The 19414-nt window shown below is 46.4% G+C and carries 21 protein-coding genes; 17 read left to right on the top strand and 4 right to left on the bottom strand.

What is annotated here, in order from left to right; translation table 11 throughout:
* Nucleotides 1-11: 11 nt before the first annotated feature.
* From AOU00_RS12575 to AOU00_RS12545, 7 genes are all read left to right on the top strand, one after another.
* Nucleotides 12-671, top strand: coding sequence for a hypothetical protein (locus AOU00_RS12575; RefSeq protein ID WP_061830429.1), 660 nt, complete (start codon nucleotides 12-14; stop codon nucleotides 669-671).
* Between the two features lie 326 nt (nucleotides 672-997).
* The gene (locus AOU00_RS12570) at nucleotides 998-2518 is read left to right on the top strand and encodes a M23 family metallopeptidase (RefSeq protein WP_039272091.1); all 1521 of its coding nucleotides are present in this window, start codon (nucleotides 998-1000) and stop codon (nucleotides 2516-2518) included.
* A gap of 232 nt (nucleotides 2519-2750) precedes the next feature.
* Nucleotides 2751-3482: a response regulator YycF gene (gene yycF / locus AOU00_RS12565; protein ID WP_039272089.1), complete on the top strand. Its 732-nt coding sequence runs from the start codon at nucleotides 2751-2753 to the stop codon at nucleotides 3480-3482.
* Nucleotides 3479-5308, top strand: coding sequence for a cell wall metabolism sensor histidine kinase WalK (gene walK, locus AOU00_RS12560; RefSeq protein ID WP_039272088.1), 1830 nt, complete (start codon nucleotides 3479-3481; stop codon nucleotides 5306-5308). The genes yycF and walK overlap by 4 nt, the downstream gene beginning before the upstream one ends.
* On the top strand, nucleotides 5305-6645 hold the full coding sequence (locus AOU00_RS12555; RefSeq protein WP_061830428.1) for a YycH family regulatory protein: 1341 nt from the start codon (nucleotides 5305-5307) through the stop codon (nucleotides 6643-6645). The genes walK and AOU00_RS12555 overlap by 4 nt, the downstream gene beginning before the upstream one ends.
* An 18-nt stretch (nucleotides 6646-6663) precedes the next feature.
* Complete coding sequence (gene yycI, locus AOU00_RS12550) at nucleotides 6664-7428, top strand: two-component system regulatory protein YycI (protein ID WP_028540969.1); 765 nt, start codon at nucleotides 6664-6666, stop codon at nucleotides 7426-7428.
* Between the two features lie 6 nt (nucleotides 7429-7434).
* Nucleotides 7435-8241 carry an MBL fold metallo-hydrolase gene (locus AOU00_RS12545; RefSeq protein ID WP_023991120.1) on the top strand — a complete coding sequence of 269 codons (807 nt, stop codon included), beginning with the start codon at nucleotides 7435-7437 and terminating at the stop codon, nucleotides 8239-8241.
* Here the strand turns inward: AOU00_RS12545 and AOU00_RS12540 are convergent.
* On the bottom strand, nucleotides 8210-8416 hold the full coding sequence (locus tag AOU00_RS12540) for a hypothetical protein (protein ID WP_025723164.1): 207 nt from the start codon (nucleotides 8414-8416) through the stop codon (nucleotides 8210-8212). The two genes, AOU00_RS12545 and AOU00_RS12540, sit on opposite strands and share 32 nt — an antisense overlap.
* 503 nt (nucleotides 8417-8919) lie before the next feature.
* Here AOU00_RS12540 and AOU00_RS12535 point away from each other — a divergent pair.
* Nucleotides 8920-10155: a S1C family serine protease gene (locus AOU00_RS12535; RefSeq protein WP_061830427.1), complete on the top strand. Its 1236-nt coding sequence runs from the start codon at nucleotides 8920-8922 to the stop codon at nucleotides 10153-10155.
* Between the two features lie 85 nt (nucleotides 10156-10240).
* Here the strand turns inward: AOU00_RS12535 and AOU00_RS12530 are convergent, their stop codons facing one another.
* Nucleotides 10241-11962: a cellulase family glycosylhydrolase gene (locus AOU00_RS12530; RefSeq protein ID WP_069290737.1), complete on the bottom strand. Its 1722-nt coding sequence runs from the start codon at nucleotides 11960-11962 to the stop codon at nucleotides 10241-10243.
* Nucleotides 11963-12195: 233 nt separating this feature from the next.
* Here AOU00_RS12530 and AOU00_RS12525 point away from each other — a divergent pair, with 233 nt between their 5' ends.
* The 4 genes from AOU00_RS12525 to AOU00_RS12510 all read left to right on the top strand — a co-directional run bounded on the left by AOU00_RS12525 (nucleotide 12196) and on the right by AOU00_RS12510 (nucleotide 14798).
* On the top strand, nucleotides 12196-12960 hold the full coding sequence (locus AOU00_RS12525; RefSeq protein ID WP_069290736.1) for a class I SAM-dependent methyltransferase: 765 nt from the start codon (nucleotides 12196-12198) through the stop codon (nucleotides 12958-12960).
* Between the two features lie 105 nt (nucleotides 12961-13065).
* A complete protein-coding gene (locus AOU00_RS12520; protein ID WP_013373879.1) occupies nucleotides 13066-13233 on the top strand; it encodes a CxxH/CxxC protein in 168 nt (55 codons plus the stop codon).
* A gap of 112 nt (nucleotides 13234-13345) precedes the next feature.
* The gene (locus AOU00_RS12515) at nucleotides 13346-14281 is read left to right on the top strand and encodes an AraC family transcriptional regulator (RefSeq protein ID WP_061830424.1); all 936 of its coding nucleotides are present in this window, start codon (nucleotides 13346-13348) and stop codon (nucleotides 14279-14281) included.
* Nucleotides 14282-14309: 28 nt separating this feature from the next.
* Nucleotides 14310-14798 (top strand): DinB family protein, encoded by a 489-nt coding sequence (locus tag AOU00_RS12510; protein WP_061830423.1) that lies wholly within the window; start codon nucleotides 14310-14312, stop codon nucleotides 14796-14798.
* Nucleotides 14799-14880: 82 nt separating this feature from the next.
* Here the strand turns inward: AOU00_RS12510 and AOU00_RS12505 are convergent, their stop codons facing one another.
* The gene (locus AOU00_RS12505; protein WP_061830422.1) at nucleotides 14881-15225 is read right to left on the bottom strand and encodes a helix-turn-helix domain-containing protein; all 345 of its coding nucleotides are present in this window, start codon (nucleotides 15223-15225) and stop codon (nucleotides 14881-14883) included.
* Between the two features lie 177 nt (nucleotides 15226-15402).
* Here AOU00_RS12505 and AOU00_RS12500 point away from each other — a divergent pair, with 177 nt between their 5' ends.
* The 3 genes from AOU00_RS12500 to AOU00_RS12490 all read left to right on the top strand — a co-directional run bounded on the left by AOU00_RS12500 (nucleotide 15403) and on the right by AOU00_RS12490 (nucleotide 17423).
* Nucleotides 15403-16254: a DNA-binding protein gene (locus tag AOU00_RS12500; protein WP_069290735.1), complete on the top strand. Its 852-nt coding sequence runs from the start codon at nucleotides 15403-15405 to the stop codon at nucleotides 16252-16254.
* A 160-nt stretch (nucleotides 16255-16414) separates the two neighbouring features.
* Nucleotides 16415-16894, top strand: coding sequence for a 23S rRNA (pseudouridine(1915)-N(3))-methyltransferase RlmH (rlmH, locus tag AOU00_RS12495; RefSeq protein ID WP_069290734.1), 480 nt, complete (start codon nucleotides 16415-16417; stop codon nucleotides 16892-16894).
* 103 nt (nucleotides 16895-16997) lie between these two features.
* The gene (locus AOU00_RS12490) at nucleotides 16998-17423 is read left to right on the top strand and encodes a hypothetical protein (protein ID WP_061830450.1); all 426 of its coding nucleotides are present in this window, start codon (nucleotides 16998-17000) and stop codon (nucleotides 17421-17423) included.
* Between the two features lie 300 nt (nucleotides 17424-17723).
* Here the strand turns inward: AOU00_RS12490 and AOU00_RS27475 are convergent, their stop codons facing one another.
* Nucleotides 17724-17852: a hypothetical protein gene (locus AOU00_RS27475; protein ID WP_257785380.1), complete on the bottom strand. Its 129-nt coding sequence runs from the start codon at nucleotides 17850-17852 to the stop codon at nucleotides 17724-17726.
* A 331-nt stretch (nucleotides 17853-18183) separates the two neighbouring features.
* Here AOU00_RS27475 and AOU00_RS12485 point away from each other — a divergent pair, with 331 nt between their 5' ends.
* Nucleotides 18184-19158, top strand: a complete 975-nt coding sequence (locus tag AOU00_RS12485) for a 3-oxoacyl-ACP synthase III family protein (RefSeq protein ID WP_061830419.1) — start codon at nucleotides 18184-18186, stop codon at nucleotides 19156-19158.
* Nucleotides 19159-19189: 31 nt separating this feature from the next.
* Nucleotides 19190-19408 carry an acyl carrier protein gene (locus AOU00_RS12480; protein WP_061830418.1) on the top strand — a complete coding sequence of 73 codons (219 nt, stop codon included), beginning with the start codon at nucleotides 19190-19192 and terminating at the stop codon, nucleotides 19406-19408.
* Nucleotides 19409-19414 lie beyond the last annotated feature (6 nt).

Raw genomic sequence — 19414 nt, 5'->3', positions numbered from 1 at the left:
GGTAACGGGATATGAGGTGGCTTGGATGGCTGCTCAAAAAAGGAATGACAGTCGTGTTGGTTAGCGCACTGACGCTGGCAGTGACAGGTGTAGTCGTTAATGCTTATGTTCAATCGCTGCTGCGGCAGTTTAACATTCAGCTTGATCATCAGCCCATATGGGGATTGGGTTGGCTAAAGGGCAATGCGGGTACGGACCAAAGCACAGACACGGGGAAGAACAAGACGACAGGGAGCAACTCGGGAAGTGTAACACCGCCTGATGATGCGTTGCCTGTCATGGGACAGGGCTTAGAAGAAAGCGGAAGTGAGGCTGGTGGCGCAGCCAATGGCAAGGCATCTCAGGAGGGTGCCACGTCGGCGGGAACATCAGGCAATGAGTCTCGGAAGCAGGCAGAAGGTACAACAGCTACACCTGAAACAAGTATTGAAGGCCACGATTTGGTTATTACGCCCGACCATTTGACGGAAAAGAAGAACAATTTACCGGCGGCACAGAAGCAGGAGATTTTTGCGATTCTGATGAATAAGCTGCCGCCGGAGGAGATGCAGAAGATATCAGCTGCGATGGAAGGCGGTCTCACCGAGCAGGAGCTTCAGGATATTCAACAGGTGCTAGCGAAGTATTTGACCAAAGAGGAATATAACAAGCTGATGGATTTGCTTAAATGAGTATTTTGCAAAATCCTGAATAAATAACGATGAATTCAGGGGCAATGTGTATGCTCAAAATAGGACTGTAGAATCCGCGCCATGCGCGGATTTTTTTGCGTTCCAGGAAGGAATTGGAGTGTAGTTGAATTCTTTGTAAAGGCTATGTTAAAGTAAACAGTGTTGTGAAAAGGTTAAATTTTTGAAACCTTTTACGCAACTATGCAATGGTAGATAGCGACTAATATCATAGATGCTTGTGAATACAGGCTAGATCCATAGTGTGAAAGACCAATAACGAACGCATTTATATAGAGATAAGATATGCTGAAAAGGAGAGAGTCATTTTGGATTTGAAGGAGCAGGATTCACCAGACAGCAGGAATGCAGCTTCCGACGTTGCAGATAAGTCTGCTGTGAAAGCGGGGAAAATAGCAAAGTGGTTGAGCGGTCGGAGAAAATGGTTGAGCTGGACGGCAGGCGGTGTGGTGATTGCAGGCAGTCTTATTTTTGCGAGTAATCAGTATGTCGGAGCTAACACAGTTCCTTATTATAAAGTGTATGTAAAAGGCGTCGAGGTCGGAAATATCTTGAATGAGCAACAACTTAAACAGCTGTACGCAACGAAGAGCAAGCAGTATAAGGATAAGTATCCCGGCGTCGATATGGTGCTCAATACGAGCGCGGTAACGACAGACATTGAGAAGGCATATAAAGCGGATATCGACAGCGCAGCTACGCTGAAGAAGCTGGATGGTATGCTGACAGCGTATGCCAAAGGGGTAGAAGTGAAGGTCAACGGACAGACGGTTGGCATTGTAAAGGATAAAGCGACTGCACAGGCGGCTTTAAAGCAAGTACAGAAGAAGTACACACCTGTGGGTGAGGGTACATCTACAGGTATCAAGGGGCTGGTTCGCAAAACATCTGTGGGCAGTAGTCATGCGAGTGCTAGTACTAAAACCCCTAAGGCATGGCTGGAGTCTGCCAGTATCCGTGAGAAAATCGCGTATGAGCCTGTGAAAGCAGACCCGAACAAGGTGCTGACAGAGGCTGAAGCAGTCAAAGTGTTGACTGAGGGGCGTGAGGCTCCTATCACGTATACAGTGCAAGAAGGCGATTCTTTGTCGTCGATTGCAACTAAATTTAATATGACCGCTTGGGAGATTAAGCAGAACAATCCCGGCTCGCGTGAGCTGTATTTGCAAATTGGAGACGAATTGAAGCTCACTGCTCCGAAGGCTCCAGTTACAGTGCGAACAGTAGAGAAGGTCGTCGAACAGATTGCCATCGAGCCTGAGGTTGAGATTCGCCAGAGCGATGAACTGAAGGCAGGGGTTACCAAAGTAGTCAGACCAGGACAAGTAGGTCTTAAAGAGATGGACTATCGTTTGACCAAGGAGAACGGTGAGGTTGTGCAAGAGGAATGGCTCGGTCAAAAGGTGCTGCAGCCGTCTGTTACTGAGGTGGTTCTTAGAGGAACGAAGGTCGTGGGAGAAGGCTCAGGACAGTTCGCTTGGCCGGTGTCCGGCGCATCGATGTCGAGTAGCTTTGGCGCACGCTGGGGACGTATGCATGAGGGTGTCGATTTGGTCGGTAGTGCTGACATTCACGCATCAGATGAAGGCGTGGTAACATTTGCAGGTCAGCAGAATGGATACGGCAATGTCATTATGATCGATCATCGCAACGGCTACCAAACCGTGTACGGGCATTTGAGCAGCATTGGCGTTCATGTAGGACAGGTGGTTCAGCAAGGCGAGTCGATCGGGGTCATGGGGAACACAGGACGCTCGACCGGAACGCATTTGCATTTTGAAATTCGTAAAGATAATACGCCACGCAATCCAATGACGTATTTAAGATAGGCTGGATGTTTATATCGAGAGTTACATGATTTATGAGGATCAAGGGGAAAGGCCATGTTTTTCTGCATGCTTAACAGTAGGTGCAGGCATGGTTTTTTTCTGCGTAAAGAAAAGGGTCTGGAGAAGTAAGGGAATGGCGCATGGGTATGATAGAATAGAATAAACATCTTATAGGTACTGACAAACGAAAGTTAATTATAGATTATGATCCGTGAAGAGAGGTGAACGCTGTATGCAGGGAACGATTCTGGTAGTGGATGATGAACAGCCCATCGCTGATATTTTAAAATTTAACTTGGAAAAAGAGGGCTACCAGGTGATTTGCGCCTTCGATGGAATCAGCGCAGTGGATATCGCGGTCAAGCAGCAGCCTGACCTGATTCTGCTAGATCTAATGCTGCCAGGCATGGATGGCATGGACGTATGCCGCGAGGTACGTGGGCATCAGCTCCAGACGCCGATTATTATGCTGACTGCTAAGGACGGCGAAATCGACAAAGTGTTGGGGCTGGAGCTGGGCGCGGACGATTATGTGACAAAGCCGTTCAGCACGCGGGAATTGCTGGCACGAGTGAAGGCACAGATGCGCAGACAGCAACGCGGCGGGGCAGGCCAGTCGGAAAGCCGGCCGCAGGAGGATAAGCAGGGGCTGCGCGTGGGCGATCTCTTCTTTGATACGGACATGTATACAGCTTACAAAAACGGAACACCGCTTGATCTGACGCACCGCGAATATGAGCTATTGCACTATATGGCGAAAAATGCCGGAAAAGTCATGACGCGGGAGCATTTGCTCCAGGCGGTATGGGGCTTCGAATACTACGGGGATGTACGGACAGTAGATGTGACCATTCGGAGGTTGCGCGAGAAGATTGAGGAGAACCCGAGCAAGCCGGAGACCATCCTGACGCGCCGTGGCCTTGGATATATCGTGAGCGGGGGCAAAGGTGGCCTGCGGGCATGAGATGGCTGTCTTTCTTTCGTACCATTCATGCAAAGCTGATTATTATCTATGTGTTGCTTATCTTGGTGGCTATGCAGCTGATTGGGGTTTATTTTGTCAGCTCGATGAAGAACTCTCTCACGAGTAATTTTACGCAGGATTTGCAAGCACGGGCGGAGATGCTGTCCGTGCTGGCGGAGCAGGATCTGAGTGGCAGTGACGGCAAAATGGAAGAAGACAGCGTGGAAAGCCTGCGTGCACGCGTGAATAATTTGTTCGATTTCAGCGGCGCGGAAATTCAGGTGCTGGATGCCAGCGGCAAAGTGTTGATTACTTCCCAAGGCTCACACGCCGATTATGTTGGACGCAAAAATACGCAGACAGTGGTCAGCCGCGCACTCCAAGGTATCCGTGATAACGAGGAATACATGGTGGACGAGGATAATGTCCGCAAGAAGGTAGTCGCCAAGCCTGTTATCAGCCAAGGCAAGATTGTCGGCGCGGTGTACATCGCCGCTTCGATGACCGAGCTCTACGATACGATGAAACGCATTAACAATGTGTTTCTCTCAGGTATGCTCATTGCTCTGGCGCTAACGGCTGTGCTGGGCGTGGTATTGGCCCACACGATTACGCATCCGATTAAGGTGATGACACGTCATGCAACAGAGGTTGCCGAAGGAAAATTTGACCAGCAGATGCCTGTATTTGGGGATGATGAGATCGGCAGGCTCAGCGTGGCCTTTAACTATATGACAGGCCGTTTGCGTGAAGCGCTATCCCAAAATGAAGAGGAGAAGGAGAAGCTCTCCTCCATCTTGACCAATATGAGCGACGGTGTGGTCGCTACTGATGACAACGGCCGGGTCATTCTGGTCAACCGTCGGGCCAGCGCCATGCTGGGCGTGAACGAAAACGAAATGACCGGCAGGCATATCGCGGTACTGCTGGGGATCGACCCGGAGGAAACCGAGGCCCTGTATAGCGGATCTTCGGCCTCCACGCTCTTGCAGCTGGAGCCAGCCGGTCAGGATGAACCCATCGTCATCCGTGTGACATTCACGCCAATTCATCGGCGGGAAATTGGCATTACGGGAACGATTGCCGTGCTCCAGGACGTGACGGAGCAGGAGGAAATGGAGACGACACGCCGGGAATTCGTAGCGAATGTATCACATGAGCTGCGTACTCCGTTGACGACCATCCGCAGCTATGCTGAAGCGCTGGATGACGGCGCGATGGCTGAACCGCAACTCGCGGAGCGTTTTGTAGGTGTGATCCGCAACGAGACAGAGCGTATGATCCGGTTGGTTACGGATTTGCTGCATCTGTCACGGCTTGATTCCAATGAGGCACCTTTGCGGATGCAGCCTGCGGATGTGATGGAGATGCTGGACGAAGTCGCAGATCGGTTTTCTTTTCAAATGAAGCAAAAGCACATTCGCTCAGGGATGTTCGTAGAGCAGGGAATCGGTAAGGTCGTGATCGACCGGGACCAAATTGAGCAGGTGCTGGACAACCTGATGTCCAATGCGTTGAAATATACGCCAGATGGCGGGAGTATTCGGATTGAAGCTCGCCGCAACAGTGAGGGAATGCTGTCCATTTCGGTACAGGACACCGGAATTGGTATTCCCAAAAAAGATCTGGACCGGATTTTTGAACGGTTTTATCGTGTAGACAAGGCGAGATCGCGCAATATGGGTGGCACGGGACTGGGGCTGTCGATTGCCCGGGAAATTGTAAAGGCGCATGGGGGCCAGATTTTTCTGGAATCGGAATACGGTCAGGGAACCTGTACGACCTTTACGCTACCCATGTCGAGTGAAGGGAGGGAAGCACAGTGAAGGAACGTTTGAAGTCCTGGACGCTTATTTTGCTGGTTGCTTCCAGCCTGGTACAGACTTATTTTTTGATTTACCGCCTTCCAGGCAGTGATTCTGTACTCACTTCAGAAACGAACTATGTCAAAACCGAAAGCATGGGGCAGGAGAAAAAAATTGAGAACCTCGTGTTTCCTGATAAAATGCTCATTCACCAAGGTGAGAAGAAGCATACCGTTTTTTATCCGGGTGTTACTTTTTACGATTTAATTTATACACGGCTGGAAAGCCGGAGCTTTAACAACTTCCAACGTCGAAGTATCCAATCGGCAGACTGGACGCAGATTCGCAGCGAAAATGAAGGCATCGAATTATCTTTTTCAGGCGGAGTCCCGGTTTCATTACTGGAACGGGTCATGCGTCTGACGCCGGATTCGGTGTTTCAGGGAGAGACGATTAACCGCATTTGGATCTATATAGACGAAAAGAATGCCAAGCCACATGCGCTCTTTTTCAGTGCCAGAGGCGATGTCGTGTATGAGGCGAACCAGTTCGACATGACGGTAGAGGACATTCGGCAGCATGTGAATTTCGGTGAAAATGCCCCGTTGTACGAGCTGGTGGATAATCAGTACTACATTCCCGTGAATGACCTGGAAACTGTGCAGCCTGTGGTGTATGCCGGGTTGTTTACGACGGAGCAAATGCAGCGGAACTTGTTCTTCGATCCGGGGATTACGCGCAATATTCAGGAGAAGGACGGCTCACAAATTTACACGGACAGCAAGCGTAGTCTGCAAATCAAGCAGGAGCAACGATGGATGAGCTATACCGATCCCAGTGCGCCAGGGGCAAGTGGAAGCAGTCCAATTAGGGATGTGCTGGCCGCAGTTGATTTTGTGAATCAGCATGGCGGTTGGGATGCTTCGTACCAAATGAAATTAAGAAGCAGCGATGAAAACCGTACGACTGTGATGTTTCAGCAGTATTATGGTGCTTATCCGGTGCTGGATACACCATCGTTCCGCTTTGGTACTATTTCGCTGCAAATCCAGCAGGAAACGGCTTCTGTCTATGAACGTTCGCTACTGTATCTCAAGGGAGGAGAGCAATCCTCGAAGAAGGTTATGCTGCTGGGTGGCGAGCCCTTGAAGAAGCAACTGGAGACTGTAGCAAAAGGGAAGACAATTCGTGATCTGACTCCTGTATATCAACCGGAGCTGACCAATGATGGATTGAAGCTTGCTCCTGAATGGCGCGTTACGCTCAGTGACGGTTCTGTTGCAGAAATTCATGCTGTTCCTGTAACGACAGCATCCAACACAACACAAACGAAGCCAGACCGGGAGACAAAGAGGTGACAGGAAGGGGGAACGGGAATGGATTGGAGCCGCGCCAAGAACGTATTGATTTGTACATTTTTGCTGCTCAATGTGGTATTGGGTTACCAATTGTGGCATGATGCACAGGAAACGGCAGGGCCGAATCTGGATTTTACTTCATTGGATGAAAATACGCAGCGTTTAATGGAAGAGAAAAGCATTCAGGTGCTGGCTCCGATTCCCGGCGATACCCCGCAGCTGCCTAAACTTTCCTACACATACGTTCATAGTGGAGAAAAGGATGATCGTGTGCAGCTGGTGAAGCCGGTGGACAGCAAACTGGTATTCACCCATGACGCGCTAGTTGAGGCATTGGAGCCACAAATCAAGGATATCGATAACTTTCAGTACGATCCGCTGGATGTTCAGGAGGAATTGGCATCCGGACAAGCAGATGCTTTTGTACTTCATCCGCTGGTTCAGGGCAAATGGCCGCTATTTAATGTGAAGCTGGCTCTGTTTTACAGCAATCAGAAGATTACAGGGTATCGCAAAATTAAGGTCGATCTCCAGCCTTCGGATGAGGCAAAGAAAATGCTGCCTGCGTCCAAAGCACTGGCAAGGCTGATCGATGGCTATTTGCCGCGTGATACGATTGTGAAGGATATCCGGCTCGGTTATTACGGACAGACCTTTAACTCCGATAGCCAGGTGGCTGCCCCCGTGTGGCGGTTTATGCTGGACAACGGGAAAGGTGTGTATTATGTGCAGATGAACGGAGATGTCATTAGTCCAAAGACAGAACATACAGAAGGGTCTTGAACAGATATGGGGATTTCATTTACCGTGCTGTCGAGCGGTTCGACCGGCAACGCTACCGTTGTGCGGAACGAAGACACGACATTGCTCATCGACGCAGGTCTCAGCGCGAAGCGTATTGACGAATTGCTGAAAGAACGCGATCTGAGCGGAGAAGAGTTGGATGGTATTTTGGTCACGCATGAGCATTCAGATCATGTTAAAGGACTAGGCGCCATGGCGCGTAAATATAATTTACCTATATATGCTAACGAGAAGACATGGTTTGCCATCAGCAATGCTGTTGGGCAAATCGCAGACGATAACCGCAGAATATTGGAGACAGGCGCAACGCGGGAATTTGAGTCATTACGCGTGGAGTCTTTTGGCATATCCCATGATGCGGCTGAGCCTGTAGGGTATAGCTTTTATGATGGGGCAGAGAAACTCAGTGTAGCGACCGATCTCGGCTATGTCAGCGACAAAGTGAAACAGGCGATATCAGACGCGGACGTATTGGTACTGGAGTCTAATCATGATGTGGAAATGCTGCGTATGGGGCGTTATCCGTGGAACATCAAGCGCCGTATTCTCAGCGATATCGGTCATTTATCCAATGAGATGGCGGGCGCGATTCTTAGCGAGCTGCTGACAGGTCGTACGAAGCGAACGTATTTGGCACATTTGAGCCGCGACCACAATATGATGGAACTTGCGAAGCTGACTGTACGTGGGGCGATGGAAGACCGCGGCTGTTTTTACAAGGACAGTGAGTTTCGATTGTGCGATACGTACTATGATCGTCCTACACCTTGGGATAAGGTAAGTGAGCCATAAAGCTGTCCAGCTCGGCGGCTTTGCGTTCTACCTCTTCACGGGTCACGACGCCTTTGTCCACCAGTAGTTCAATCAATGTACTTAGCGCCAGTGTATTGCGGTAATGCTCGTCTTTCAAATCCGCAAGCTTGGCAGCCATGCGAACTTCATCCATAGCCGAACGATGTGAATTCATCATATATTCCTCCTGTAAAAATATTTTAGAAATGGCGTGCAATGAGCTTGGTTCTGCCTGTGGTTTTGCTGGGTGCTGTGATACAATAAAGCTAACAACGGAAAGCTTTCTGAAGGAAGGCTCTCAACGAAAGTATAGGCAGCTTTAAGCGGACGGGAACAGGCCAGAACGTCTCTATGAGACGATCATTTTATAATAGAATAGAAGACTTGTTACTATTGTAGTCCATTGGTTTGGAAATCATTCCTCTTTTTTCCTCTATTCGGAGTCAGATTCGGCGTGTATGCTAATTTATGAGATTCGGTTGCTTAGGAAGGCACCATTTGTGGTGATTAATAAGTAGGCCGGAACGATTGGTTGCTGGATTCCGATGATAAGGGATATTCAATCCATTTGAGATGTTCAACGGAGCAGGTTCTCTGTAGCATAGGTTGGCGCAAGCCCGAATAGCCCTAATTTTTTAGTGAGTGTCGGTGCATGACAACGAAGGGGAGAGGATTAGCATGGGCTTGTTTGAGGACGATTTTTATTCAACGAAGGTATCCACACGTGCGGCTAAAAAAATGGCATTTAAGGCGCGCCGTGGAGAACGGGGACGTTGGCCACACAGGAAGCGTGGAGTAAGTCCGGTGCAAGCTGCTGTCATTAGCGGTGCAGTCAGTGCAGTGATTGCCGTGCTTCTGTTCAGCTTTATTACAGGTCTGCCCTCCACTACGGCGGTAACCGGAGCCAGTCACTATCCCTTGCGGCAAGCAGCGGGTGATCCGTATGACCGGATTGTGCAGGCGGCAGCCAAGGTGCGCCCAGCCGTCGTCAGCATTGTGAATCTAAAAGAGGAAGATGGTAAAAGCACGGAACAATCCGCGCTTGGATCGGGTGTCATTTTCCGAGTGAGTTCGGGCAAAGCCTTCATTATGACAAATAACCATGTGGTCGAAGGATCGGATGATCTGGATATTGTAACGGTAGACGGTGTCAGAAAAGAGGCAAAGCTGATCGGCAAGGATCGCATTAGTGATATCGCTGTACTCGCAGTGGACGATAAGGGCATTAGCACGGTAGCGGATATTGGCGACTCCAGTAAACTTCGTCTGGGTGAGACGGTCATTGCTATTGGCAATCCGCTCGGCCTGGGAGACACGCTTACCTCCGGTATTGTGAGTTATACCAATCGCATCATTCCGATTTCTATTAACCAGGATGGCGTGTACGACTGGGAGCAGCATGTTATCCAGACCGATGCGGCGATTAATGAGGGAAACAGCGGCGGCGCGCTAGTCGATCTGGACGGACGTGTGATTGGCATCAATACGATGAAAATCGCTGATACAGGTGTTGAGGGACTTGGTTTCGCCATTCCCGCCAATGAGGTGATGAAGACGGTGAATGAACTGGTTGAGGACGGCAAGATCACCCGCCCTTATCTAGGGGTATACACGGTCGACCTCAATAATGAATATGCACCGCTGGATGAAACTCAGCGCAAGGAGCTTAAGTTGCCGGACAGCGTGAAAAATGGGGCAGTCGTTCTGGAGGCCCATGGTCCTGCCAAGGAGGGTGGCTTGAAGCTGAACGATGTCATTACAGCGTTTGATAGCGAACCGATTAACTCTACGCTTGATTTACGTCGCTACTTGTACGATAACAAGAAGATTGGCGATGAGCTGAAGGTTACTTTTTACCGGGCAGGCAAGGAAGAATCCGTGACATTAAAATTAACAGATAAGCCGGAAGGCTAAGGTAACTTATAGGCTTAACTATAAAAAGGCGTTCACCGGCTTAGTTCCGGGAACGCCTTTTTTCGATCTTCTGCTGCGCCTTAGATTAAGATGTCGTTCCCGTCACACGGGTTCCGCTCTTGGTGATTTTGTATGTCACCACATCGCCACTCCAGAAATGGAACTTCAGCGTGACGTCACCATCTTTTACACTATTAAAAAATTCAGGCAGCAGCTTGATGCCATTGGCATCATAGGCAGGGGCAAAGGTATTGCCAAATTCCTTATAAGGTGTCCAATCCTGTGGACCGGCATTGCCACCATTCGTATAAACGGCTTCCATCGTGGCAAGCTGGCTACCGCGGAATTCCGTTGGAATGGTAAAGGCTTGCGTAGTCCCTTCGATAGCACTTAGTTTTGGAGTATCATACACGACGACTCTAAAATTCCAATCCGCCCCCTTGTTAAACTTAGCCGTAATGACGGCATTCTCGCCATATTTACCGGAAGTGGTCAGGCTGGTGAGCAAGCTGGTTTTGAAGGTTAATGTGTCTCCACTCAGCGTGTAGTCGGTGTCCTGTTTCAGTTGCTTACTGCCGGTATGGAGTGATTTCAACTGATTGCCGTTCAGGTTTAAAGTGACCTTGGTATCCTGAACAGGAGAGTCTTTCTTCAAGTGAATGAGGTCACGATCTGCATTGGAGGAACGCCCTTTTAGGCTGGCCTTAATGACATTAAAGAGTTCAGGATCAGACCATTTGTACGTTGTCCGGTTAAAATGCTGGCCGTTATCCCAAAGTATGCCTGTTATTTTCTTCTCTTTCATATAATAGGTCAGGAACTCGAAGAATTTTAGCTTTTCGCCCTGTTCAATAACGCCTGTATGTTTATCGAAGCCGAGTAGGCCGTATTCACCAACAATGACTGGGATTCCCTTGGCTACAAAGGTGTTATAGACGTTATCAAAGGTTTGAACAATATCGTTCTTGGTATCTCTCTCAAATGTAGTATATCCGGCAATGTTCACACTGAAAGGCCAGAAGCCATAATAGTGGACGGTTGCAATCAGGTTGGGATCGTTCAGCTTGGTTATCGTGTTATACAGCTCGTTGATTTTGGCCTGAGCAGGTGATGTATCCAAGCCAGGCAGAACAAGGGGGCGAGTGGCATTTTTACCGCCAGAGGCACGGACAATTTTGTGGAAGGATACATTCAGTTCTTGGAGCATCTGATTCATTTTCGCTTCATCCGTTGTCCCCCCTTCAGAGAAACGGGGTTCGTTAATACTTTCAAACATCAGCTTGTTAGGTTGATCTTTAAAGCGCTGGGCAATTTGTGTCCATAATGCGTTATAGCGAGCCAGCACCTCATCATGTTTGGGCTCCATACTGCTTACCCATGTCCATGAATCATGATGGACATTGATCATGACGTACAGATTGGCATCTAGTGCCCAGCGAACAACCTCTTCCACACGGTTCATGTAGGCAGACTCAACGGTATAGTTGGGTGCTGCTCCAATGTGCTTATCCCAGGTGACGGGAATACGAATACTTTTGTAACCTTGGGCAGCAATTTGCTGGATCAACGCCTGGGTAATGCGCGGATTGCCCCAGGCTGTCTCATCCGCCCCGACAGCATCCAGAGAATTCCCTAAATTCCATCCAGGCTGCATGGCTTCCACATACGATTGCATGCTGCTCGCAGCCGCAGCTTGTGGTGCTTGTCCGTCAGATTCGACAGCAGCGGCAACGGATGCGAACGTAGATAACAATAGGGTGATGGAAAGCGTCAACGACAGCAATGAAACGGGTCTTCGTTTTAACATAACAGGCCCCTTTACAAAGTTATTTTTGAAAGCGATTTCCAATAAAACATTACCATACGATTTGAATATGGAATACCTGTATAATTCATGTAAAAATCATGTGTTAATTAGATATTTTAATTTTGTAAGCGTTATTATTGAAAAAACACAGAAATGAGTGTAGAATCTATGGCCCTACGTGGATTGTAGTATAGCATCGGTTTTGTAAATACAAAAGAAAGAAGGAGATGAATATGAATAAGTGGGACACGGAAGAGGCCATTCGACGTTGGAATATGCATGCAGGAAACTTTACTGCCAAGTACACTGAGGAAGGGGATCGATCTCGCGAAGTACTGCTGAATCCGGCATTGCAAGCCTGTATGGGATCTCTCGGGGGCAAAAGAGTGCTGGATGCCGGCTGTGGCGAAGGCTATCTAAGCCGGAAAATGGCCAGGGAGGGTGCGTTGGTAGAGGCTGTCGATTACTCGACAGAGATGCTGAGGCTAGCCAAAGAACGAACGACGTCAGCGTTGGGAATTACATATCACCATGGCAATCTGGAAAAGCTGGAGATGTTCGGAGACCAGAGCTTTGATCTGATCGTGTCCAATATGGTCATCCAGGACTTGGCTCATTATGAGCAGGTGATTGCCGAAATACAGCGATTATTAGTTCCAGGGGGCCGCTTTATTTTTTCTATTCTGCATCCGTGCTTTCAGACACCGCAGAGTGGTTGGGTGAAGGATGAGACAGGAAAAAAGCTGTATTGGAAAGTAAATCAATATTTCAACGAAGGTCCACTGGAGCAAGCAATCCCTTATGATCAGGAAGAAAAGTTTTTATACTTTCACCGTACGCTGGGCAGCTATGTACAGACCATTATTGAGGCGGGTTTGCTGTTGGAAGGGATGATCGAACCCAAGCCTTCTGCCGAAATGTTGGAGAAATATCCCCATTTTCACGAGGACTTGAATGTCAGTAATTTTCTTATTTTTACAACCAGACGCCTCGGGTAAAAAGCAAGCCCTTTCCTTTCCCCGTCAAGTGTGGTAGAACAAAAGAAGGCAGTTTTGACACACCTACAACAGGAAGAGCTTCAAACGGAAAGGGATGCAACTGGAATGTACGTGGTATGTAAAGAGCATGTGGAACTAGCAATTGATATGTTCGTCGATGAATACGAGGATGCACCGGATGTCGTCGATCTCAAGGAAACGAAATTTTCGGATTGGGACCCTCCGGTGAAGTGCAAGGAATGTGAGAAGAAAGCAGAGTTTTTGGTCGTCTAAAAAACAAGCACGGGCGTTTCGGGGAGAAACGTCCTTTTTGTATACTAGGATTTATTACATACATAGAGCTATATTTATTCCCATCACGTGCTGAGACAGGAGTGAACGATGGATGGACCCTTTGCTACATTCCCTATTTCGTCCGCTTCAAGTCAATGGAAGTGATCCCTCCACATATTATATCGAACAAAAGCCGTCTGCTGCGCTGAGAGCTTACGTGGCCTGTTATTGGGAGTCCGGTCCGGCTAATAGGGTGGTAGAAGAGAATCTAGCAGCTTCGTGCGAAGACACCGCTTTGCTAAGCTTGCCGCAGGAAGAAACCATGGAGCGGGTATTACCTGACGGCTGTACGGATATTCTATTTGAATACGACCCGGTGAGTAAGCGTCAGGGACTCTCGTACTGTGGGACATTTACGCAACCGTTTGTGTCTGCCAGACAAGCAGGGTCCGAGACACGCATTTTTGCGGTGCGATTTTTTCCCGGTGGGGCACATTATTTTCACGGGATGCCGACTCATTTGTTTACAGGTGGTAATTATCGCTTGGAAGATCTCTGGCCCGAAAGCATCGCCGTCATAGGTGAGCGCATTATGGAAGCGCAGAATTTCAATGAACGGGTGCGCATAATGGATGAGTATCTTAACCAGCTTCTGCTGCGCCAACGCACGAACGATTGTGACCTAATGAAAAACTTGCTGCATCGCATCTTTGTGAGCGGTGGGAGTGTGGAGGTTAGGGAGCTTGCGGAGCGTGAGGCGATCAGTGAAAGGCAGCTTAACCGCAAGTTTGGACAATGGATCGGAATCAGCCCCAAAAAGTTCAGTGAAGTCGTCCGCTTCCAGAGTGTTCTGCATAGTATCCAAAGCGGCGGGGGGCTGGATTGGACGGAGCTAGCATTGAAGCACAGCTTTTTCGACCAGGCGCATCTAATCCGCGATTTCCGCAGGTTTTATGGCGATTCTCCGCTTACTGCGGCTAAGGATTTACGGAAGTTGTCCGATTTTTACAATACACGCCCAGAGGCTTCGGCTATACTCAAAATATGAATAAGAATGGCAAAGGAGAGATGTGCATATGAGTGGAACGCTGCAAGTTCGAGATCATTTGCTGAATGAGCTGGAGACGGGAGTACGGACGGGGGAAGCCTTGATCCGTAAAATACGCCCAGAGGATTGGAACTTTCGCCCGCAAGACAATTTCCGCTCACTACTGGAGTTAGTGCATCACTTTGTGCTTATTCCTGCTTCGGATCTTGCGATTATGCAGGAGAAGTCCGAGGGTGAAGTGGGAAGCATTGAAACCAGCCTGTCCGAGGTGGAAGATCCCGAGCGCTTGGCTGCGACTTTCAGGGAAAACTTCGAGGCCTATAAGGCTTATATTCTTTCGCTTAGCGAAGACGATTATCTGAATCGTTCGACGAAAGCTTTCTATATGGAGCATGGACATTTGCAGGTTCAATGGCAGATTGAGACCTTGACCCACGTATTCCATCATCGTTCGCAGATTTATAATTATCTGAAGCAACTGGGACATGAAGTGAGCTTTTTTATGTTGTACGCTTGAGTATGTTTGTGAAGATTTATGGAGGGCACCTGTGCGGTGCTCTTTTTGGTTTTATTCAAGGCCTTTTTTAGGATGGAATGGCTTACTCGAACGCGCGTGAAACTTCTTTACTAACTCGTCTGAGAATCCCGATTTGCTCTTCGTTCAATCTGCTGGTCAACGCAACAAATTCATCTACCGCCTCTTGCCGAATAATTTCGTCTTTAGTCATATGTTCTTTGGAAAACATCAATTCACTGATAGACACGTTTAAGGCGGTTAACACCTTCTCTAACGTATCAATCGAAAAGTTTCTTTCGCCTCTTTCTAATGCACCAATATATCGATAGTCCAAGCTTGCGATGTCAGCCAGTTTTTGCTGTGTAAGTCCCTTTGCATTTCGAATAGCACGGATTCTTATACCCATTTGCTTGCGTAATTCTGTCATATAACCACCTCATAACAAGCTTATGGAAGATGCAGTATAAAAGTCAGGTCAAAATATATAGTAAAAATGGTTTATATTACGCATTTTAAGTAGTATAATTAATTTGTTTAGTCACTCCTCACGAGTGGTTAGCAACTCTAAATCGATAATGAGGATATACTAGAGGAGGTAATATTTTTGCAAGAGGACATTCTAAAATCACTCAAACCGGACATCATTGTTGAAATGTTAGAGATGGCTGTGGCTTTTGAAAATTGGAAAAAGGTGATGGAGACGGCGGATATTTTGTACCAATGTGTACAGCGTATCTATGAAGAACGGCAGTATCATAAAGCAATGAAATTATCCATCCCGCATGTCAATTTAGAACGTCCGTTGGTATATTATTTTGGTTTCAGTCACCTGATGTGTGGAATGGCTCACCAGAACCAGGGTGCATATGAGCAGGCAAGGGAGTGCATCTATAAGTATGCTGAGCTAGGGTGGATGGAGGATTTAGAGGAAGAAGACATTCAGGTTGTCGAGGAATTCAGGTTTTTAGCCAAAACTAATTTATATGCAGTAGATATTTTGTCTGGAAATATAGAGCTTGTCGAGGAGTACGTAGCCTTTTTGCAGGATAATCTAGAGGAAATATTACCGGGGCTGAATACCATATTACAGGCAGCGCTTATGTATCATTTGGATGTAGGAGATATTTTACATACGTTTGCAGAGCAGATTGATGAATTCGGGAGTTATGAAGACGCAGAGAACATATCTTACTATTATAGCTACTGCTATCACTTGGCTTTGTACTATCGGAAGTACGATAGATTGCAGGATGCAGTAGGGCTTACTTTGCAGGCGATGCAATTAGCTGATCAGTCGGGTAATGATGGTCATTTTAAGAGATGTACAGCATTGTTCGAATCATTGCGTGAGTCAGCGACAGCGGAACAAATCAGTGGATATCAGCAGATGCTAATGCAGAGTCTTGATGAATACGAAACGGATGGACATTTCACTGTAGAGAGCGTAAATGAATGATCCGCTATAACCTGACAGGGGATAGGCTCGTAATGGAGAGGAAATAGATAGGTAAGAGACGTTTCAGGTGCTAAAATAACTATGTTAAAGGTATCTTTTCATGTTAGAGATCGTAAATACGATTTTACATTATCATTCGACATAGATAGGGGTATGGAATTTGTTTATTCAGCTTATAGGTGTTGGCAAGTTAAAAGAGAAGTATTTGGTCATGGGCATTCAGGAATACGCTAAACGGCTGGGGCCATACATCAAGTTTCAAATGATTGAGGTAGCCGATGAAAAGGCTCCCGATACACTGAGCGAGGCGGAGGTTCGACAGGTCAAGGAGCGAGAGGGCGAGCGTATTCTTACCCATGTGAAAAGTGAAGCACATGTCATTGTGCTCGCCATTGACGGCAAACTGTGGAGCTCGGAAGAACTCGCAGAGGAATTGGACAAGCTCGGCACCTACGGTACAAGCCATGTTGTCTTCGTCATTGGCGGCAGTCATGGTCTCTCTGACGAAGTTCTCCGCCGCGCCCAGCAGAAGCTGAGCTTCGGAAGGATGACTTTGCCGCATCAGCTGATGCGATTGGTGCTGGTAGAGCAGATTTATCGGGCGGTGAAGATTAATCGCGGTGAACCGTATCATAAGTAACGGCAACGGGAAAATCATTTTTATTTCGGGAGTGAAACAAAAAGTGTGAGGGCGTTACTTATGGGAAAGATCTTTTCCGATGCTAGAACAGAAAGGAGTTGCTATGATTTGGATTGATCCACCTTATGAAGTAAACAAGGTATCTATTATTTCTGTAGAAGAACGGGTCGGAAAACAAGCTAGATACATTAGACAGGGGGCTGGGGCAGAACATTACGCCATCATTAATTTCGTAATTGAGCCTTGTCAAGGTCACATCGGCTTTAAAAATGAGGCGCTAATTCAAGATGATTTAAGAGGAAACAAAGAGTGGGAACAACTGTTTCCTATATTAATATGTTACATTTATGATGCTTTAAAAAAATTTATACTATATCAGTATAATGAAAGAAATCTGGCAATTGGTAATTTCATGTTCAAACTCATGAGTCTTAAAATCCACCCCGGAGATAGTAAATTAATGGATTTCGGAATAGCAACGCATATCGGTTTGAGAGAAATCTTTCAAAATAAAAAAGCAGATAAGTAATGCCCAGTAGTTAGCCATATTGCAGGTGTAAATAACCACTAGCTGAACGGTATCACAAATGACGCAAATTTTTGCTTATAAAGTGTATGGTATTATTAACCAGGTCGCGCATGGACAAATCGAAGTTATTCCTCCTTTCTTGCTCAAACCAGTAGTTATAGGAACGTTTGTTTGCTTTTCTTAACTAGAACCTTTCTTAGGTGGATTTTATTTAAGTAATGTGGAGCATGCCGGTTAAACACCCAAATTCTTGAGTCTATGCACTTATCGAATCTAACGCTTAGATTCTCTTCACTTTTCTCACAATTTCACCGTATTAGCCTGTACTTCTCTAGCCGCTAAGGCTTTGCGAAACTGCTTTGGTGCCAGATCATACAAGCTCTCGTGCATATGTCGTTCGTTGTAGAAACGAATTATAGCTTGTCCCAATCTCGTACGCCTCTTGGTAGCTGCTGGACTCATACCGTTGCAAGTGCTTCCAAAAGGCTATGAAAGGACTCAATATGCAAATTCTTGCTCTTTGGAATTATAGCGCCGGGAGGATACTTGCTCTTTTCATATGCCCTGCCGCCTCGTTCTAGTATCACAACTTACACCTGTGAGGGAGATAGGAACTTTATTTGGAATCATTTTACAATATTAGGTCTATAAATTTTATCATTAGGTCTAAAAATTTTATCCATAACTGTCGATATTAAAGTGTAGAGAAAAAAACCTTTGATAATAGGTGGTTTTAGGTAAATTCTGAGGAGGACTTGGAATGAACATAGGCATAAAAGCAATTGAATATTTTCTTCCTCAAAAGATTCTCTCAAACGCAGATCTTGCAAAAACTTTTCCGGGTTGGACAGAGGAAAAAATTTATAATAAAACAGGAATAGTAAATAGGCACATTGCAAATGATGATGAATATGTATCTGACCTTGCTTACTGTGCTGCCAAGAAATTATTTGAGAACCATTCAATTGAACCCAAAGATATAGATTTTGTAATCCTTTTTACACAGAGCCCAGATTATAATGTTCCAACAACAGCTTGTATACTGCAAGACCGATTAGAGATTCCCAAATCTGCTGGTGCTTTTGATATTAATTTGGGTTGTTCAGCTTTTATATATGGCTTGGCTGTGGCTAAGTCATTAATAAATACGAATATTGCAAAGAATATACTGTTAATTACTTCAGAGACCTATTCAAAATATATCGATCCAAAGGAAAAAAGTGTCGTAACCATTTTTGGGGATGGTGCAGCTGCAGCTTTAATTTCTTATAATGAAGCTTCGCAAATAAAGGAATTTGATTTAGGCACTGATGGAAGCGGCGCAGAACAGTTGATAGTGCCATCAAGTGGAATAAGATCAAGAAGGAAAGAAAAAAATACTCAAGATAATAACCTGTACATGAATGGACCAGAAATATTCAATTTTACAATAGATATTGTTCCGAAATCTATAGATAACGTGCTAAAGAAAAATAGCCTAACTTTTAATGATATCGATTTTTTTGTGTTTCATCAGGCAAACAGCTATATGCTAAATCACTTAAGGAAAAAGTGCAACATTCCTGAAGATAAATTTTTTATTAACATGATTGATACAGGTAATACGGTATCATCAACAATACCAATTGCACTTTGTCTGGCAGAGAAGGAGGGCCGCATTAAAAGAGGTGATACCATCCTTCTTGTAGGTTTTGGTGTAGGATTATCGTGGGGTTCAACCGTCATTGTATGGTAACTATATACTTTTTAAATAGGAGGAATTGAATATGGAATTACAAACAAAATTAAACTTGTTAGAGGATATGTTAGAGCTTGAAGATGGGTCATTAGAGGTGACAACAAGCCTTGATTCTATAGAAGGTTGGGACTCAGTTGCGGCAATTTCATTAATTGCTCTTGTTGATGAACATTTCGAAAAGAGATTAACCGGAGCCATGATTAAAGAATTTAAAACAGTACAGGATATCATAGACTTTATGGAATGAGGCGGC

It is taken from the genome of Paenibacillus polymyxa (genome assembly GCF_001719045.1).
GTDB classification, from domain to species: Bacteria; Bacillota; Bacilli; order Paenibacillales; family Paenibacillaceae; genus Paenibacillus; species Paenibacillus polymyxa_B.
Note: the sequence above shows the minus strand (reverse complement) of the source record. Positions and strands in the feature narration are given on the sequence as shown.

What these genes read in the sequence shown, in the direction of transcription:
- AOU00_RS12575 (WP_061830429.1), top strand. Translation starts at nt 12, where the DNA reads ATGAGGTGGCTTGGATGGCTGCTCAAAAAAGGAATGACAGTCGTGTTG.
- yycF (WP_039272089.1), top strand. Translation starts at nt 2,751, where the DNA reads ATGCAGGGAACGATTCTGGTAGTGGATGATGAACAGCCCATCGCTGAT.
- walK (WP_039272088.1), top strand. Translation starts at nt 3,479, where the DNA reads ATGAGATGGCTGTCTTTCTTTCGTACCATTCATGCAAAGCTGATTATT.
- yycI (WP_028540969.1), top strand. Translation starts at nt 6,664, where the DNA reads ATGGATTGGAGCCGCGCCAAGAACGTATTGATTTGTACATTTTTGCTG.
- AOU00_RS12545 (WP_023991120.1), top strand. Translation starts at nt 7,435, where the DNA reads ATGGGGATTTCATTTACCGTGCTGTCGAGCGGTTCGACCGGCAACGCT.
- AOU00_RS12540 (WP_025723164.1), bottom strand. Translation starts at nt 8,416, where the DNA reads ATGAATTCACATCGTTCGGCTATGGATGAAGTTCGCATGGCTGCCAAG.
- AOU00_RS12535 (WP_061830427.1), top strand. Translation starts at nt 8,920, where the DNA reads ATGGGCTTGTTTGAGGACGATTTTTATTCAACGAAGGTATCCACACGT.
- AOU00_RS12530 (WP_069290737.1), bottom strand. Translation starts at nt 11,962, where the DNA reads ATGTTAAAACGAAGACCCGTTTCATTGCTGTCGTTGACGCTTTCCATC.
- AOU00_RS12525 (WP_069290736.1), top strand. Translation starts at nt 12,196, where the DNA reads ATGAATAAGTGGGACACGGAAGAGGCCATTCGACGTTGGAATATGCAT.
- AOU00_RS12520 (WP_013373879.1), top strand. Translation starts at nt 13,066, where the DNA reads ATGTACGTGGTATGTAAAGAGCATGTGGAACTAGCAATTGATATGTTC.
- AOU00_RS12515 (WP_061830424.1), top strand. Translation starts at nt 13,346, where the DNA reads ATGGACCCTTTGCTACATTCCCTATTTCGTCCGCTTCAAGTCAATGGA.
- AOU00_RS12510 (WP_061830423.1), top strand. Translation starts at nt 14,310, where the DNA reads ATGAGTGGAACGCTGCAAGTTCGAGATCATTTGCTGAATGAGCTGGAG.
- AOU00_RS12505 (WP_061830422.1), bottom strand. Translation starts at nt 15,225, where the DNA reads ATGACAGAATTACGCAAGCAAATGGGTATAAGAATCCGTGCTATTCGA.
- AOU00_RS12490 (WP_061830450.1), top strand. Translation starts at nt 16,998, where the DNA reads ATGATTTGGATTGATCCACCTTATGAAGTAAACAAGGTATCTATTATT.
- AOU00_RS12485 (WP_061830419.1), top strand. Translation starts at nt 18,184, where the DNA reads ATGAACATAGGCATAAAAGCAATTGAATATTTTCTTCCTCAAAAGATT.
- AOU00_RS12480 (WP_061830418.1), top strand. Translation starts at nt 19,190, where the DNA reads ATGGAATTACAAACAAAATTAAACTTGTTAGAGGATATGTTAGAGCTT.